This is a genomic window from Pseudoalteromonas sp. MQS005 (assembly GCF_001661605.1).
Taxonomy (GTDB): Bacteria; Pseudomonadota; Gammaproteobacteria; order Enterobacterales; family Alteromonadaceae; genus Pseudoalteromonas; species Pseudoalteromonas tetraodonis.
In genome coordinates this window covers 1-15370 of sequence record NZ_LYRQ01000076.1, presented here as the reverse complement: position 1 = coordinate 15370, position 15370 = coordinate 1, and the positions used below count along the sequence as shown (strand labels likewise).

Sequence of the window (15370 nt, the reverse complement as noted above, 5' to 3'; positions counted from 1 at the left end):
ATTAGCGAGTTAAATTTACCTTATTAAATAATATTATACATTATTTTTGCTATATCCTGAACAATTCTTATTCAGGATATAACGAATAAAAGTAGAGAGTTAATTAAATAGCCGAGGCGCTACTATACAACGCCTTGTTCAATCATTGCATCGGCTACACGTCTAAAACCAGCGATGTTAGCGCCTAGTAATAGATTACCGGGCTGATCAAATTCTTTTGCGGTATCGCTTGCTGTTGTGAAAATATCTTTCATTATTTGCTTGAGCTTTTCATCAACTTCTTCAAACGTCCAGCTTTGCATACTGGCATTTTGCGCCATTTCTAGTTGGCTGGTTGCCACCCCACCGGCATTTGCCGCTTTACCCGGGCCATAAGCAATTTTTGCTTCAATGAAGCAATCAATCGCTTCTTTGGTTGAGGGCATATTGGCTCCTTCACATACTAATTTACAGCCATTATCAAGTAGCGCTTTTGCATCCGCTTCGGTCAATTCATTTTGCGTGGCGCAAGGGAATGCCGCATCCGCACTGTAGCGCCATACCGTATGACCATCCTCAGGGTAATCATCGCGAGGCGTATACTTGGCTTGAGGATGAGTGTCTAAGTAGTCACTTAAACACCCTCTTGATTGCTCTTTGAGCTGTTTTATCAGCTTTAAATCAATACCATTCTCATCGTATAAAGTGCCTTTAGAGTCACTACAGGTAATTGGCGTTGCATTAAGTTGATATAACTTTTCCATGGCATAGATAGCCACATTACCAGAGCCTGAAATTAAACAGCGCTTACCCGATAAGCTATCGTTACGCTCTTCAAGCATATTATTAGCAAAATAGGCAGCGCCATACCCTGTAGCCTCTTTACGGGCAAGCGATCCACCCCAAAGTAAACTCTTACCCGTTAGCACCCCTTCATAACGCCCTGTTAAGCGTTTGTATTGACCAAACATATAGCCAATCTCTCTGGCACCTACGCCAATATCGCCGGCAGGTACATCGGTAGTCGGGCCAATATGGCGGTATAGCTCGTTCATAAAGGATTGGCAAAAACGCATAATTTCGCCATCAGAGCGTCCTTTAGGGTCAAAGTTCGCACCGCCTTTCCCCCCACCAATAGGTAAGCCCGTTAATGCATTTTTAAAAATTTGTTCAAAGCCTAAAAACTTTATAATGCTGGCGTTTACACTCGGGTGAAAACGTAAGCCGCCTTTGTAAGGCCCTAACGCCGAATTAAATTCAATACGGTAGCCTTTATTCACTTGAATATTGCCCTCATCGTCAACCCAAGGCACACGAAACATTAGTTGGCGCTCTGGCTCTACCATTCTTTGAATAATTGCTTGTTGTTGGTAATGACTTGTTTGCGCAAATACAGGTTCAAGTGAGTCAAGCACTTCTTCCACTGCTTGATAAAACTCACATTGCGCAGGGCTCGTTTGTTTTAACTGCGCAATGGTTGTGTGTATATAATTCATATTTATTCTTCCATGTAGGTATTTTTTAATTTGAAATAGGAAAAATGATCAATGCTATTGTTAGTGAAGAAATTAATTATCCGATCATTATTTTCACACTTTAACATCATAGATAAACTGGATGCACGTGTTTGATGTTGAATTAAATTGTTGTTTCTTTTGTATAAAAACTCATTAAAAAAGAATTTATATGCTAAAAACACCCATTTTAATGAATAACACGTTAAAAGTATTAAAAAAATAGTAAAACAAAATACGACTCTACATTTTTACGAGAGCGACAAAATAAACTGCTTTATGAGACTGAAGTTGTAGAAGGATAGACTGATAATTGAGTAAATGTAGAGAGGTCAAAATGGAGGTTGTATTCAACCTCCATAAAATGCATTAAGCTTTTTCGCCATCTGGGCGAAAAGTACGCTGTACACCAGTTAAAAATAAACGCAATATTTGATCGTTACACACACGGTAATGCTTGTTTTCAACTTTACGTGAAAATGCGCTTAGCTCATGTTTACTTAAATCAAAATCAACCAACGCCAAGGTCGCGATCACGTCTTCTGCTTTCATATTTAAAGCAATTCGTAGCTTCATAAAAATAATATTGTTGTTCAATTTACTTTCAGGCTCTGGCTGCTCACCTTCACGCTTGCCGCGCTTGGTATTTATAAAACCATTTAAAAATACCGCAAATTCAGTGTCACTTATTGGGGTATACCCAGGCTCGCCCTCTTTAGTTAACCATGCAATCACCTGCTCAGTGCTTATGCTCTGCGCTGCTGCGGCGAAAACATCAACCATAGCTGAATCAGTTAAATCAAAGGTGTAGCGAATACGGCGTAAAATATCGTTATTTGTCAAAGTAAATCCCAAGGTAAATAAGCGCTCAGCAAACAAAAGCTGTTTAGTAGCGGCGCAGTTTATCAGAGTTACACTAAGCACCCTATTAAATACTGTGTTTAATTACCCAATACCTTTGCCGGATCTACGCGTGTTGCTTGCCATGCTGGGTATAGCGTCGCCAATATCGCAAGCACAAAGGTGGCTATAACGGTCAACACAATATCTTGCCAAACTAATTTACTGGGCAAAAATTCGATAAAGTACACACCTTCTAGCGGGTTTTCACCCAGTAACAAGCTCAGCCAAGTAAATAGCTCACTAATATTAATTGCTAAAATCACGCCAACAATTGAGCCTAAAAGTACACCCACAAATGCTTGGGTTAAGCCTTGCATGACAAAAGTAGCCAATATGGTACTGTCTTTGGCACCCATGGTTTTTAAAATAGCAATATTGCCTTCTTTTTCACGCACTTCCATTACCAGTGAAGACACAATATTGAAACTCGCCACCGCGATAATTAAAAACACCACAATATAAACAATCGTGCGCACCATTTGAATATCTTGATATAAGCTACCTTGCGTTCTAAGCCAACTCGAAATATACACATAATCGGTAATAGTCTGGCCAACACGAAGCGCTATTTGATGCGCCGAAAACACATCATCAACACGCAAGCGTAATCCTGTTACTTGGCTTTGATCGTAGCCTAAGGTTTGTTGTGCTTTGTTGAGGTGAATAAAAGCAGCGCTGCTGTCGATTGGTCCGCCCATTTCTATAATGCCCGCAAGCGTGAGGGTAACGCGTTTTGGGGCAAGTAATGACTGGCCTTTTTCACTAATTTGTGGGATTAACAAGGTCACATTATCACCTAATGCGATGTTAAGTTGCTTAACAATTTGCTTGCCTAAAATAACATCATCACCTGTTAACTGGCTGACTAATTTACCTTGTGTAAATTGGTTAATGGCTGACACATCACCTTCCAACGAAGGCTCAACACCTCGGATCTCAACCGCTTTTAATTGGCTTTTAAATTGCGCCATACCATTAACGGCAATAAATGGGGCTGCGCCTGTTACGTGTGGTTGCTGTTTTAACTTTTCGACTTTAGTGGGCCAATTGGCAATTGGCCTACTTGGGGCAACATATTCAACTTGCGGCACTACACTTAATAAACGATGAACCAATTGTTGTTCAAAACCATTGATCACCGATAACGCCACAATTAACACGGCAACACCAAGTAAAATACCAATAGTGGATGCTTTAGCTATAAAACTTACGAAGGCATTTTTTTCATCTTTATGGCCTGAATAGGCTCTAAAGCGTTTACTAATAAAGGCACTAAGCAACATGGTTAGACTCTTTTATTGATAGTTTACCATCATCTAAGTACGCTATTTTACCCAGTTTATCAGCCAGCTCTAAATCATGAGTAACCACCACAAAACTGGTGTTTAAACTTTTATTTAACTCATTAATTAAATCGTAAATTTTAATCGCATTTTGCTTATCTAAATTACCCGTTGGCTCATCAGCAAGCACCAGCGCAGGCTCTGTCACTAAAGCGCGTGCAATGGCAACACGCTGACGTTCACCACCAGAAAGAGCCGAAGGCTTATGGCTACTTCTATGTGCAAGGCCTACCTTATCTAGCATGTTAAGTGCTTTCTTATTGGCTTCTTTTGCGCTCAACCCTTTTATGAGTAATGGCATGGCAACGTTTTCAACCGCACTAAATTCCATTAATAAATGGTGGAACTGATAAATAAACCCTAAGTTTTTATTTCTGAAAGCCGCTTGCTGCGATCGAGATAACTTAGCAACGTCTTGGTTTTTTATTTTTGCACTACCCGCACTGGCCGTGTCTAAGGTGCCTAAAATATGTAACAAGGTGCTTTTACCTGAACCTGAGCTGCCTACAATTGCCAGCATTTCACCTTGCGTTAGGGCTAAATCAACGCCTTTTAATACCTCAACCTGATTTTGCCCGTCTTGGTACACTTTACTTATTTTTTCACAACTAATTACTAAATCATTCATAACGTAATACCTCTGCTGGGTTTACTTTAGCGGCTTGGCGTGCTGGATATAAAGTCGCTAAAAAGCTCATTGCTAAGCTTAAAACGGCAATAACACTTAAACTAACCACATCAAATTTGACGGGGAGTGAAATTCCCGATAGTAAATTTAAACCAACCAAAGCCAGCAGTTCATTTATATATAAACTTAATAAAAGACCTAAAAAAGCACCCACGGCCGTGCCAATTACTCCGTTATAGAGCCCTTGTACCATAAATACGGTTTGCACTTGGCTTGGTGTGAGTCCTAATGTTTGCAAAATTGCTACTTCGCTTTGTTTTTCACTGACCATCATGGTCAGTGCCGATACAATATTAAATACCGCCACCAGCACAATTAAGCCAAGGAGCATAGACATGATGCGTTTTTCCATCGCAACGGCGGCAAATAAAGTGCCTTGACTGCTTCTCCAGTCGGTGAGTTTAAAGTCATTGAGTATGTGTTGGCTGTCTTGCATAAATTGGTCAAGTGCAAACGGCTCATGCAGTGACACGCTTAAATTAGGTACCGTATTGTTGCTAAGTTTTAAAACCCGTTGTAGTGATACGCCACTGGTAAATGCCAGTCCCATGTCTATTTCGGAGCCAGTTTCATAGATAGCAGCAATTTTAAATAAACGTTGGCTTGGCATGCGCCCAAGTGGGGTGTACGTAGATGCGTTAGGCATAATTACACGTAACTTATCACCTAAGCCAACGCCAAGTTTGCGGCTTAAATAACGACTTATTGCAATATTATAATTATTATTTAGTACGCTTTGCCAATTGCCTTGCACTATTTTGTCGGTGATTTTATACAGCGAGCCGTTATTGTCGTAAAGCCCTTGTAATAACACCCCGTGAAGATCTTTATTGGTTTGCAATATGGCTTCACCGTGGCGGTACAAACTAACATGATCAACATACGGTGATTGCTCAAGCGCAGATTTTAACGAATTCATTTGCGCTTTGGAGTGATCTTTGGCTTGCACTTCAACGTGTGGAATAAGCCCCAACATATTTGATTTTAAACTACTCTCAAAGCCGTTCATTACACTGCTGACCGTAAAAAGCGCCATTAAACCAATCGCTATACCTGCAATAGAAAAAAACGAAATGAACGAAATAAACGCATTGCCTTTAGAGGAGCGGCTATATCTGAGTCCGATAAACAGGCTAACAGGTTGAAACATATTAATTAAAACATTAATGCCAAAAGTGTGGCGTTATAGTAGCACGAACTCAGCGCAATTGAATATCACCATAAATGTAAGAAATAATTTATAAATCTGATACTTGGCTATATTTTAAACAAGCCAGTAAACCCTGCTAAACTTTCAGCCCTGTTACTAAGTAATCAAGTAATACCCGCACATTAGTAGCCACAAATTGCCGTGGCGGATATAGACCCCACACGCCCTCTTGTTGTGGTTGGTATGCAGTTAATATAGGCACTAAATGACCGGATTTAATTTCATTTTCAATATAGTAATCAGGCAACTGAACAATACCCAAACCTTTTTTAGCGCCGTCAACCAGTGCCCAGCCGCTATTACAATGCAATCGCCCTGCTACCTTAATATGTTTATCACGATTATTTTCATTTACTCGCCAATAACTACTATTTCCAATTAAACATTGATGATTATTAAGCTCCCCCAAAGTGTGAGGCTCACCAAAACGCGCTAAATATGCAGGTGAAGCACACATAATAAATCGTCGCGAGCTCAAGCGCCGCGCTTTTAAGCTTGAATCTTTTAAATGGCCTAGTCGAATGGCTAAATCAAAGCCTCCCTCTAATAAGTTTTCTTGCTCGTTAGAGAGCGTTGCGATTACTTCTACCTCTGGGTGATCATGCATAAATGAATGCACAATGGGCATAATAAAACTTTCACCATACATAACCGGTGCTGTTAATTTAATTTTACCTTTAGGTGAGGTTTGTACCGATGCTAAGCCTTGAGTGGCCTCGTCCATTGCGTGCTGTAAATGTTTAACTTGGTGTAAAAACTGCTCGCCCTCTTTGGTTAACACAACCTTTCGAGTGGTACGTGTTAATAATTGCGTATTTAACCGTTGTTCTAGCTTTGTAACATGGCGGCTAATATGAGCAACCGATAAACCTAACGTCTGTGCAGCTTGGGTAAAACTTCCCTCTTCGCCAACAGCAATAAACTCATCAATACCTTCCCAACGCATAATTATTACCATACTGTAAAAGTGTTTTATTAAATTGAAGATTATCATTATCTGAGAAACAAATACAATAACCTCATCACCCAAACAGTATGGGTCTACAATTCATATTCAAACCACTACAAAGGATATACACATGTCTGAATTTATAAAATCAAAAGCAGCGATTGCCTGGGGTCCTAATCAGCCTTTAAGCGTTGAAGAAGTTGATGTGATGATGCCTAAAAAAGGCGAAGTAATGGTAAAAATCACTGCCACTGGTGTATGCCATACAGACGCTTTTACTTTATCAGGTGAAGATCCTGAAGGTATTTTCCCCGCTATTTTAGGTCATGAAGGCGCTGGGGTGGTTTACGCTGTGGGCGAAGGCGTTTCAAGTGTAGAAGTTGGCGATCACGTTATTCCTTTATACACCGCAGAATGTGGTGAATGTAAAATGTGTACTTCAGGTAAAACAAACTTGTGTTCAGCAGTTCGCGAAACGCAAGGTAAAGGCTTAATGCCAGATGGCACCACTCGCTTTTTCAAAGATGGCGAGCCTATTTACCACTATATGGGTACATCTACATTTTCTGAATACACAGTATTGCCAGAAATCTCATTGGCTAAAGTAAACAAAGAAGCGTCGTTAGAAGAAATTTGTTTATTAGGCTGTGGTGTTACTACCGGTATGGGCGCTGTAACAAATACGGCTAAAGTAAAAGCGGGCGATACGGTGGCTATTTTTGGTTTAGGCGGTATTGGTTTATCTGCCATTATTGGCGCTAAAATGGCTGGTGCAAGTCGTATTATTGGTATTGATATTAATACCTCTAAATTTGACTTGGCGACCAAACTAGGTGCTACCGACTTAATTAATCCAAAAGACTTTGACAAGCCAATTCAAGAAGTCATTGTTGAGATGACCGATGGCGGTGTTGATTACTCATTTGAATGTATTGGTAATGTTGATGTAATGCGCTCTGCGCTTGAGTGTTGTCATAAGGGTTGGGGAGAGTCTGTGATTATTGGTGTAGCCGGTGCTGGCCAAGAAATTTCAACTCGTCCGTTCCAACTTGTTACTGGCCGTGTATGGCGTGGTAGCGCATTTGGTGGTGTTAAAGGCCGCTCACAACTTCCTGAAATTGTAGAGCGTTACATGGCGGGTGAATTTGCGCTAAAAGACTTTATCACTCATACCATGAGCCTAGAAGAAATTAACGATGCCTTTGATTTAATGCATGAAGGTAAAAGTATTCGTACTGTAATTCATTACTAATACGCTCATTTCACTTAATTACCATCACAAGCCGTTGCTATTAAGTAACGGCTTTTAAGGATTGTTATGTTAGAAAATATTTCAACAGCGAAAGTCGCTGGCGGATGGCATAAGCAATACAGCCATAGCGCTTCAAGCACTCGTTGCACTATGCGTTTTGCAGTTTTTTTACCGCCAGGCGCCAGTGAAACCAATAAGGTGCCGGTACTGTACTGGTTATCAGGTTTAACCTGTACCGATGAAAACTTTATGCAAAAAGCAGGCGCATTTAAAAAAGCAGCGGAGCTGGGTATCGCCATTGTAGCGCCAGATACGAGCCCACGTGGTGATAACGTGCCAAACGAAGACAGCTATGATTTTGCACAAGGTGCTGGGTTTTACCTTAATGCCACAAAAGCGCCCTACAACACCCATTTTAATATGTATGATTACGTTGTTAATGAGTTACCGGCACTAATTGAGCAACACTTTCCTGTTACAGATAAAAAAGCAATTAGTGGTCATTCAATGGGCGGGCACGGCGCATTGATGATTGCACTTAAAAACCCACAATCGTACACCAGCTCTTCGGCATTTAGTCCTATTGTTAATCCCATGGCGTGTCCGTGGGGTGTAAAAGCATTTACAGGCTACTTAGGCGACGACAAAACAACGTGGGCACACTACGATACTTGCGAATTAATGCAACAAGCCGAGCAAGCTAACTATTTACCTATGCTGGTAAGCCAAGGTGATGCTGATAACTTTTTAGAAGAGCAGCTTAAGCCGCAAAATTTGGTCGATATCGCTAATAAAAAAGCGTATCCGCTGCAGCTCGAAATGCACGCTGGCTACGATCATAGTTACTTTTTTATTAGTAGCTTTATAGACCAACACTTATTATTTCATCATCAGTTTTTATCGGCTTAGATTCATTACTGTGTAGAGTAGATTTATCTACTTCTACACATTCTTTTAAGACCTTAGTAACCTGCCTACATTTTTTAATCACACCGTCATCTCCTTTTATAAATTCAATTATGGCTTTATCAGTTTCGTAACCAAGTTTGCTAAAACTAAAACCATCTTTATCCTTTACATAACTATTAGTGCTATTGATGTTTGAATTGGATCTCGCCTTTTCATCCAAAAATATACCCATTACTGTGCAACCACTTAATACATTTAAAAAGATAATAATTAACAAAATGCGCATGTAAACTCTCGTTGCAAATAAGCCAAATTATATACGACTTAAAAAAGGAGTGTTGTAAAAATATGTAAGCCCCACAATTTTACATAATAGAGTTTGCTTGTGTGGTACGCAGCTGAAATTCATTGCTGGGTAAAAACGCACTTTATTGTGTAAATATTGCTAACGCCACTCATCCCCCTCGATAAAACAAAGGTAACACAATGATTTTATTTAAATTAGTACCTTGGTTCAATTTTTGCTAGTTATTTAAAATTTATCCGTGGAAATAACAATGGAAATTGATCTACAGTGGAGAGACATTATTGATAACTTGATTCATCTTGGCATGGCGTATTTACTTGCCCTGCCAATGGCATATGATAGAGAGCATAGCCATAATGGTGCAGGTCTAAGAACGTTTCCTTTAGTTGCCGTCGCATCATGTGGTTATGCACTGATTGCTATGTCAGTTTTGGAGGGCGCAGAGGCGCAATCTAAAATGTTACAAGGTATTATTACAGGTATTGGTTTTATTGGTGGCGGCGCTATTTTAAAAAATAACCAGTCTACATCTGGAACAGCAACAGCTGCGAGTATTTGGAATATGGGTTTAATTGGTATCGCTATTGCGTACAGCCGCTATGAAATAGCTATTTTGTTGGCAGTAATAAACTTCATAACGCTTAGGTATGTTAAAAAATTTAAATAATGAAAATTATAATTAATTGCTTAGCGCTGATGCGATCACCCTGTTAAATGCAATCTTCAAACTCGCATTTTGATATAATATAACATATAATCAAGTTCATTTTTTTCATTCTTGTTAATTGTATTTTATGTCATTATCTTTATCGCAAAGTCGCTTGCATCATATTGATCTATTACGCGGCATTATCATCATATTTATGGTGATAGATCACGGCATGTATTATTGTATAAATTATTCAGTAACTGATCCCATGACCATACCCGGAACAGATGCGCTTACTTTTTTCACACGCTTTATATCGCATTTCTGTGCGCCATTATTTGTATTTTTAGCAGGCCTCTCTGCCGCTATTACAGAGCATAAATACGCGTGTACTCGTCAGTTTGCTAACGCTTTAATAGTTCGAGGCTTAGTGCTTATTTTATTTGAGTTTACAATTGTGTCATGGTCATGGAGTTTTAATCCTCTTTTCCCGATGTTATATGCTCAAGTAATTTGGGCGATTGGCTGGGGCTTTGTGGTGCTTGGCTTGCTTCGCTTAACAGGTATATACCCTGTATTTATAGCTGGCTTATTACTGGTATTTGGTCATAACTTACTTGATGGCATTACCTTTGAAACTAATACAATAGCGCATACACTGTGGTCTATCGTTCATCAAAAAAATGTATTAGCACTGCCGTTTGGTTTTTCTATTAGAACGACCTACCCCGTTGCGCCTATTGTTGGACTCATGTGTTTGGCTTATTGTGCAGGTATATATTATAAATCTCAGCATTATAGTAAAAAAGTGATGAATTACGCGTTTATTATGGGTATGAGCTGCCTAGCACTTTATTCAATACTACGCGGCTTTAATTTATACGGTGATATGTCACAGTTTTCTACACATACAGATCCACTGCTGACTATTATGTCGTTTTTAAATCCGACTAAATATCCGTTGTCGTTACAATTTATGTTACTTACTGTAGGGCTTGGTTTAATTGCGCTAAAACTGTTGAGCCACTTAAAGGCTAGTTTTTCGCAAAATTTTCTGCAAGTACTAGGTAAAACCAGCATGTTTTCCTACCTCACTCACTTGTATTTGCTGCATGCTATCAGTTGGCTTTTAATACCTGTTCTTGGTTTTAACTTTAGTGATATGACCTATGGTGAAACCCTTGTTGGCTTACCATCAGGGTATGGTATGAGTTATATTGCAACCATGGCGATGATAGCTGTAGTGGTTGTGCTTACCGCCTTACTCGCTAAGCGCTACTTAAATTGGAAATATCGTAATAAAAACAGCCTGATTGCTAAATATATTTAGTTATTACGCTGTTGTTTTTAGTCATTAAAAAAGGCGCTTAAAAAGCGCCTTGCTAACAAGTATGTGTGCTTAGAACATATCTTGATAGGAATTTGTTGTATTGAATATAATTGCTTTTTCAAAGCCTGGCAGCTGAATGCTGTGCTCATCAATAACAATGTCATTTTCATCAATCAGCCCATCACCAAAACGATAAACTAGCGCGTATTGACCTAAATCTGCTTGTTTTTGATAGTGCTGTTGTGCTTCTTTTACCGCTGCATGTTTGCTGGTATAGAGCCCCATCATTTCATCGCCATAACGCTTAGCAAGCATCTGCATCGTTACTTTTGCTGAAAGCACTGTGGCTGTTGCATTATTACCACCAAACCCTTTAGAATTTATAAATGCAATATCCATATCACCACAATCATAGTGACTGTTACGAATATCTAAATGATCTGCATAAACATCATCAGCCACTTTATCTATAGTGGTAATACCCGGCATAATATTATGACTAAATACACCTAAGGCAATGGCAAGCTGATCGCCACTGGCAGGTGCTATAGTATGGCCAACATACGCTTTAGGGGCGGTTACTTTCCAATTATCTATTGCAAATGTTTGCGCTACTTTATGATAAATTAACGACTCAGTTACGCGGTTTTGTGGTGTGCTTGAACCATGGGCTAAAATAAAGCTACGTTGCTGTAATGCCTCTTTACCTAGTAAGCTACTGGCAAGTGCAGCCGATTTTGCCATGGTAATGTAGTTACCAGGCCCAGGTGAAGTAATTGATTTTTTTACTCCATCGGCGTTAACAAATACATCAGGCACACAGCCCATAATGTCTGCACCTAGTTCAAGTGCCAGCGCATCATCCATTAATATAGCCACTTGTGCGCCTTCACCTAAAGTAAAGCCACAGTTTTCGCCAAATGGGCGGCTGCTTCTACGATAATCAGGTTCATCGTCATTACTTAAATCATCTAAGCGGCGCAAACCTTCAATATTAGCCAGCGCACTCATATTGCCAAAGCCTTCAACCACTTCAGGGGTAATCGCACATTCTACACTTGCCACAATTGCAACACGTGTGCGCCCTGCTTGTATATCATTTACTGCTGCGCGCAAGTTATATAAAAAAGTAGCACACGCACCCGATGTAGAAAAAGTAGTCCCTACATTGCCCGTAACATAGGCATTGATAAAATCGGTCGACATTGTATTTAAACCCAGTGCTAGCTGCTTAGTGCTGACGCGATCACCCTGCTGGCGCGCTTTGACTAACCCACCTAAGCCTTTATCGTCCATTTGGCCAATAACCGATGCTGAATAGGTACCAATTTTATCAGGCTCAACACTATTCATAATGTATTGCCAATCAAGTCCGGTTGATTTTATTGCATCGGTGGCAGCAAAAATAGTGGCTTGTAAACCACGAGGTTGGTAGCGGCTATTGTACATAATTGACGGATCAAACCCTGTGGGTAGTTGCCCAGCCGATTTAATTGGGTTATCACGAGTAGAATCATGTTTAATATCAAATTGAGCAGCAATAGTTACTTTCACTTTTTTATTTTCAAGCTCTTCTACGTGCCAACTTTCAGGTACTGGCGAAGGTAAATCACGACGGCGTGTTTCAAACACAATCGCGTTTTCATCCGATGCGGTTAACGTCATTTTTTGCTGCCACGGCGTGGCATCCACATCAAAATGTTGTTTTTCAATTTTGCGAATTAATGTACCTGCAATAATTTGCTCACCAAAACGTGCTTCTATGTCGCTTTGCTCAACATTATTGCCTTGCATGTCTTGTAGTTGTCCATTCACAACACTCACTAAATTCATTAATGTGGCGAGGCCTAAAAATGTTTCTTGGCGAGCTTGAGACTCTAAGCTATCTAACACGATACGACGATAACCTTGATGAAAAGAAGTACGGCCAGCGGCATTAATGCCTCCCATGCCGACAATGACGGGTAATGCGGTCATAATTTACCTTTAAAAAAACGTGTTATAAGAATATGGAGTTAGTTTAAATGGATTACGCACACACCTTTGTGCTTTAATAGCCAAATATTAAGCATAAAAGGCCAAAAACAACTGGTCGGAGCATTTAAATGAGCAATAATCCAACAAATCCACCATTAAATATAGCCATTGCTGTTTACTCGCACCTACTGGTAACTAGTTTAACCCTGCCAATTGAAATGCTCCGAGCAGGTGAAGCGTTCGCCAAAGGGCACACTAGTAAGCAACACTTTAGAGCGCTGAATATTCATTTAATTGCTAAAAATATGGCTCCTATTGCAACCAGAACAGGTTTAGCCATCGTGCCTGATTGCAGCAGTGATAACGCCCCCTATTGCGATTTAATCATTGTTCCGGGTATTTGGCGTAATCCACGCCCTGTTGTTAAAACGAATCAACCAATAGTTAATTGGCTCAATGAGAGTTTTACGATGGGAAGCCATATTATTGGTGTTGGTACCGGCAATTGTTTGCTCGCAGAAGCCGGTTTACTTGATAGTCACCCTGCAACCACTCACTGGCATTATGCCAAGCAATTTTCTCAAGATTATCCAAACGTTAGCTTAAAACCTGATTTTTTTATTACCCAATCAGAGCGCATGTATACGGTAGCCAGTTTAAATGCCTTAGCTGACGTTATTGTTCATATTATTAGCCAATACTATGGTAAAGAAGCGGCGCAGCATGTTGAGCGGAACTTTTCACATGAAATACGTAAACCCTACGAAGATCAACGCTATTTAGAAGGCGCCGTTAACCGACATGCTGATGAACTTATTGCACAAATACAATTTTGGTTAAAAACTAATTTATCTAGTGAGTTAGATTTACAAGAAGTCGCGGCACAATTTAGCTTAAGCTACCGCACGTTTACACGCAGGTTTCGACTTGCTACAAATCAAAGCCCTATAGAGTACTGGCAGCAGCTACGTGTTGAAGGTGCAAAAGAATTACTGGCCTCATCGAACTTATCAATTCAGGAAGTCGCGTTAGAAGTTGGCTATAACGATCAAGGGCATTTAACCCGTGTGTTTAAAAAGGTATTGAGCCAAACCCCGAGCGAATACAGAAAAGTAGTCAGACGAAAGTTATTTGGTTAATGTTTCTTTGCCCTTGTTTGATATTTTAGTCAGGCCGTTGACAACGCAGTTTCGACCGTTGTTTTTAGCTAAATATAAATAATTATCGGCTAATCTTAAAATTTCACTCAGGTGAGTATGCTCATGTGCATCAATACCGACCAAGCCAATACTAATAGTGATATTTAACGTGCTCTGCATATAAGTAAATTGATGATTTTGTATGTCTGTTCTTAGCTTATCCATTGTGATTATAGCGACCTCTATGTCGTCATTTACCACCAATGTAAATTCTTCACCGCCAAAACGATAAACATGTTCATCGCCTAAATGTTTTTTAAATAACTGTGTTAATTGTACCAGCACTGCATCACCGGCATCGTGCCCATATTTATCGTTTACTTTTTTAAAAAAATCCAGATCAGCTAAGGCAAAACAATAGGGGTTAGAAAAGTCGATATGGTTATGAAAATGGCTTTTAAAAGCACGCCGGTTATAAGCCTGCGTTAAGCTGTCGCGTAATGCTAAATTAATAATTTCCTCTTGATTAGAGGCTCTCATCGATTCAAAAACATGTGAAACACCCCACACAATAATATACGTCAGAGAAAGATTAATGATGAGCTTAAAATTTATTTCAACTAACCGTTTGTCGATCACATAAAACAGCAGTAACAACGTAATCAAAAAGCTAAAGCTGCTTATAAAGCCATGCTTTTTTCCAAACAATAAGTAAACCAATACAGGAAGAGTACACACCCAATGCGATATGCCAGTCTCTAAGTTAATTGCGGTGATAGCAAGCAACACAACTGCAAAGTAAGTATAAATAACAGCATAGCGATGCCATAATTTAGAGCGATTTGTTCTCGTTTGGTGATACGTATAAATACAAAAAAAAGCTAATGCAAGTTCAATAAAGCCCAAAACATAATTTTTACTCATAAACACATTAACGTAAGTGACAACTAAAGCAACTAATGTAATTATTAAGCTTATATTTTTGAATACGGTTAATCTGACTGATTCTGTTTTATCAAATGAATGCTGATGCATTAATATCCCTTTAAATTATTACCTCCCATAAACTTCAAGCATATCAGCCTAGGATTAAAAAATAGATAATAACTACAACATATATGTAAGCCTACTTACTATAACAGCTAATATTAGCCTAAATTTAAATATGCGTGAACAAAGATTGATAGGCCTTGATTAGATCTTTTTATATATATAAATTAT

At 39.4% G+C, this 15370-nt stretch carries 14 protein-coding genes; 5 read left to right on the top strand and 9 right to left on the bottom strand.

All coding sequences use genetic code 11. The features are described 5' to 3' along the window. Positions 1-122: 122 nt before the first annotated feature. The 6 genes from gdhA to A9479_RS18280 all read right to left on the bottom strand — a co-directional run bounded on the left by gdhA (position 123) and on the right by A9479_RS18280 (position 6586). Positions 123-1475, bottom strand: coding sequence for an NADP-specific glutamate dehydrogenase (gdhA, locus tag A9479_RS18305; protein ID WP_033102478.1), 1353 nt, complete (start codon positions 1473-1475; stop codon positions 123-125). A 387-nt stretch (positions 1476-1862) separates the two neighbouring features. Next, the gene (locus A9479_RS18300) at positions 1863-2336 is read right to left on the bottom strand and encodes a DUF1456 family protein (RefSeq protein WP_064664209.1); all 474 of its coding nucleotides are present in this window, start codon (positions 2334-2336) and stop codon (positions 1863-1865) included. Positions 2337-2434: 98 nt separating this feature from the next. Beyond that, positions 2435-3679: a lipoprotein-releasing ABC transporter permease subunit gene (locus A9479_RS18295; RefSeq protein WP_064664208.1), complete on the bottom strand. Its 1245-nt coding sequence runs from the start codon at positions 3677-3679 to the stop codon at positions 2435-2437. Beyond that, a complete protein-coding gene (gene lolD, locus A9479_RS18290) occupies positions 3669-4367 on the bottom strand; it encodes a lipoprotein-releasing ABC transporter ATP-binding protein LolD (RefSeq protein ID WP_064664207.1) in 699 nt (232 codons plus the stop codon). The genes A9479_RS18295 and lolD overlap by 11 nt, the downstream gene beginning before the upstream one ends. Further along, positions 4360-5577 (bottom strand): lipoprotein-releasing ABC transporter permease subunit, encoded by a 1218-nt coding sequence (locus tag A9479_RS18285; protein ID WP_024601043.1) that lies wholly within the window; start codon positions 5575-5577, stop codon positions 4360-4362. Before A9479_RS18285 ends, lolD begins: the two co-directional genes overlap by 8 nt. Before the next feature lie 136 nt (positions 5578-5713). Beyond that, positions 5714-6586 carry a LysR family transcriptional regulator gene (locus A9479_RS18280; protein WP_171046528.1) on the bottom strand — a complete coding sequence of 291 codons (873 nt, stop codon included), beginning with the start codon at positions 6584-6586 and terminating at the stop codon, positions 5714-5716. A gap of 130 nt (positions 6587-6716) precedes the next feature. On the opposite strand from A9479_RS18280, the gene A9479_RS18275 reads away from it, so the two are divergent. Then, positions 6717-7838: an S-(hydroxymethyl)glutathione dehydrogenase/class III alcohol dehydrogenase gene (locus A9479_RS18275; protein ID WP_064664206.1), complete on the top strand. Its 1122-nt coding sequence runs from the start codon at positions 6717-6719 to the stop codon at positions 7836-7838. Between the two features lie 66 nt (positions 7839-7904). Further along, positions 7905-8747, top strand: a complete 843-nt coding sequence (gene fghA, locus A9479_RS18270; protein ID WP_064664205.1) for an S-formylglutathione hydrolase — start codon at positions 7905-7907, stop codon at positions 8745-8747. Here the strand turns inward: fghA and A9479_RS18265 are convergent. Then, positions 8701-9033 carry a hypothetical protein gene (locus tag A9479_RS18265; protein ID WP_033102481.1) on the bottom strand — a complete coding sequence of 111 codons (333 nt, stop codon included), beginning with the start codon at positions 9031-9033 and terminating at the stop codon, positions 8701-8703. The two genes, fghA and A9479_RS18265, sit on opposite strands and share 47 nt — an antisense overlap. A 271-nt stretch (positions 9034-9304) precedes the next feature. On the opposite strand from A9479_RS18265, the gene A9479_RS18260 reads away from it, so the two are divergent. Together A9479_RS18260 and A9479_RS18255 are read left to right on the top strand one after the other, a co-directional pair. After that, positions 9305-9721 carry an MgtC/SapB family protein gene (locus A9479_RS18260; RefSeq protein WP_013464847.1) on the top strand — a complete coding sequence of 139 codons (417 nt, stop codon included), beginning with the start codon at positions 9305-9307 and terminating at the stop codon, positions 9719-9721. A 127-nt stretch (positions 9722-9848) separates the two neighbouring features. Further along, on the top strand, positions 9849-11033 hold the full coding sequence (locus A9479_RS18255) for a DUF1624 domain-containing protein (protein ID WP_064664203.1): 1185 nt from the start codon (positions 9849-9851) through the stop codon (positions 11031-11033). 69 nt (positions 11034-11102) lie between these two features. Here A9479_RS18255 and A9479_RS18250 read toward each other — a convergent pair whose 3' ends face one another. After that, positions 11103-13010: a beta-ketoacyl synthase gene (locus A9479_RS18250; protein WP_064664202.1), complete on the bottom strand. Its 1908-nt coding sequence runs from the start codon at positions 13008-13010 to the stop codon at positions 11103-11105. A 128-nt stretch (positions 13011-13138) separates the two neighbouring features. Between A9479_RS18250 and A9479_RS18245 the strand changes: the two genes are divergently transcribed. Further along, positions 13139-14149 (top strand): GlxA family transcriptional regulator, encoded by a 1011-nt coding sequence (locus tag A9479_RS18245; protein WP_064664201.1) that lies wholly within the window; start codon positions 13139-13141, stop codon positions 14147-14149. Here the strand turns inward: A9479_RS18245 and A9479_RS20165 are convergent. Continuing rightward, entirely contained in the window at positions 14138-15184 is a 1047-nt protein-coding gene (locus A9479_RS20165; protein WP_231893595.1) for a GGDEF domain-containing protein, read from the bottom strand. The two genes, A9479_RS18245 and A9479_RS20165, sit on opposite strands and share 12 nt — an antisense overlap. Between the last annotated feature and the right edge of the window lie 186 nt (positions 15185-15370).

What these genes read in the sequence shown, in the direction of transcription:
- gdhA (WP_033102478.1), bottom strand. Translation starts at nt 1,475, where the DNA reads ATGAATTATATACACACAACCATTGCGCAGTTAAAACAAACGAGCCCT.
- A9479_RS20165 (WP_231893595.1), bottom strand. Translation starts at nt 15,184, where the DNA reads ATGCATCAGCATTCATTTGATAAAACAGAATCAGTCAGATTAACCGTA.
- A9479_RS18265 (WP_033102481.1), bottom strand. Translation starts at nt 9,033, where the DNA reads ATGCGCATTTTGTTAATTATTATCTTTTTAAATGTATTAAGTGGTTGC.
- A9479_RS18260 (WP_013464847.1), top strand. Translation starts at nt 9,305, where the DNA reads ATGGAAATTGATCTACAGTGGAGAGACATTATTGATAACTTGATTCAT.
- lolD (WP_064664207.1), bottom strand. Translation starts at nt 4,367, where the DNA reads ATGAATGATTTAGTAATTAGTTGTGAAAAAATAAGTAAAGTGTACCAA.
- A9479_RS18245 (WP_064664201.1), top strand. Translation starts at nt 13,139, where the DNA reads ATGAGCAATAATCCAACAAATCCACCATTAAATATAGCCATTGCTGTT.
- A9479_RS18295 (WP_064664208.1), bottom strand. Translation starts at nt 3,679, where the DNA reads ATGTTGCTTAGTGCCTTTATTAGTAAACGCTTTAGAGCCTATTCAGGC.
- fghA (WP_064664205.1), top strand. Translation starts at nt 7,905, where the DNA reads ATGTTAGAAAATATTTCAACAGCGAAAGTCGCTGGCGGATGGCATAAG.
- A9479_RS18275 (WP_064664206.1), top strand. Translation starts at nt 6,717, where the DNA reads ATGTCTGAATTTATAAAATCAAAAGCAGCGATTGCCTGGGGTCCTAAT.
- A9479_RS18255 (WP_064664203.1), top strand. Translation starts at nt 9,849, where the DNA reads ATGTCATTATCTTTATCGCAAAGTCGCTTGCATCATATTGATCTATTA.
- A9479_RS18250 (WP_064664202.1), bottom strand. Translation starts at nt 13,010, where the DNA reads ATGACCGCATTACCCGTCATTGTCGGCATGGGAGGCATTAATGCCGCT.
- A9479_RS18285 (WP_024601043.1), bottom strand. Translation starts at nt 5,577, where the DNA reads ATGTTTCAACCTGTTAGCCTGTTTATCGGACTCAGATATAGCCGCTCC.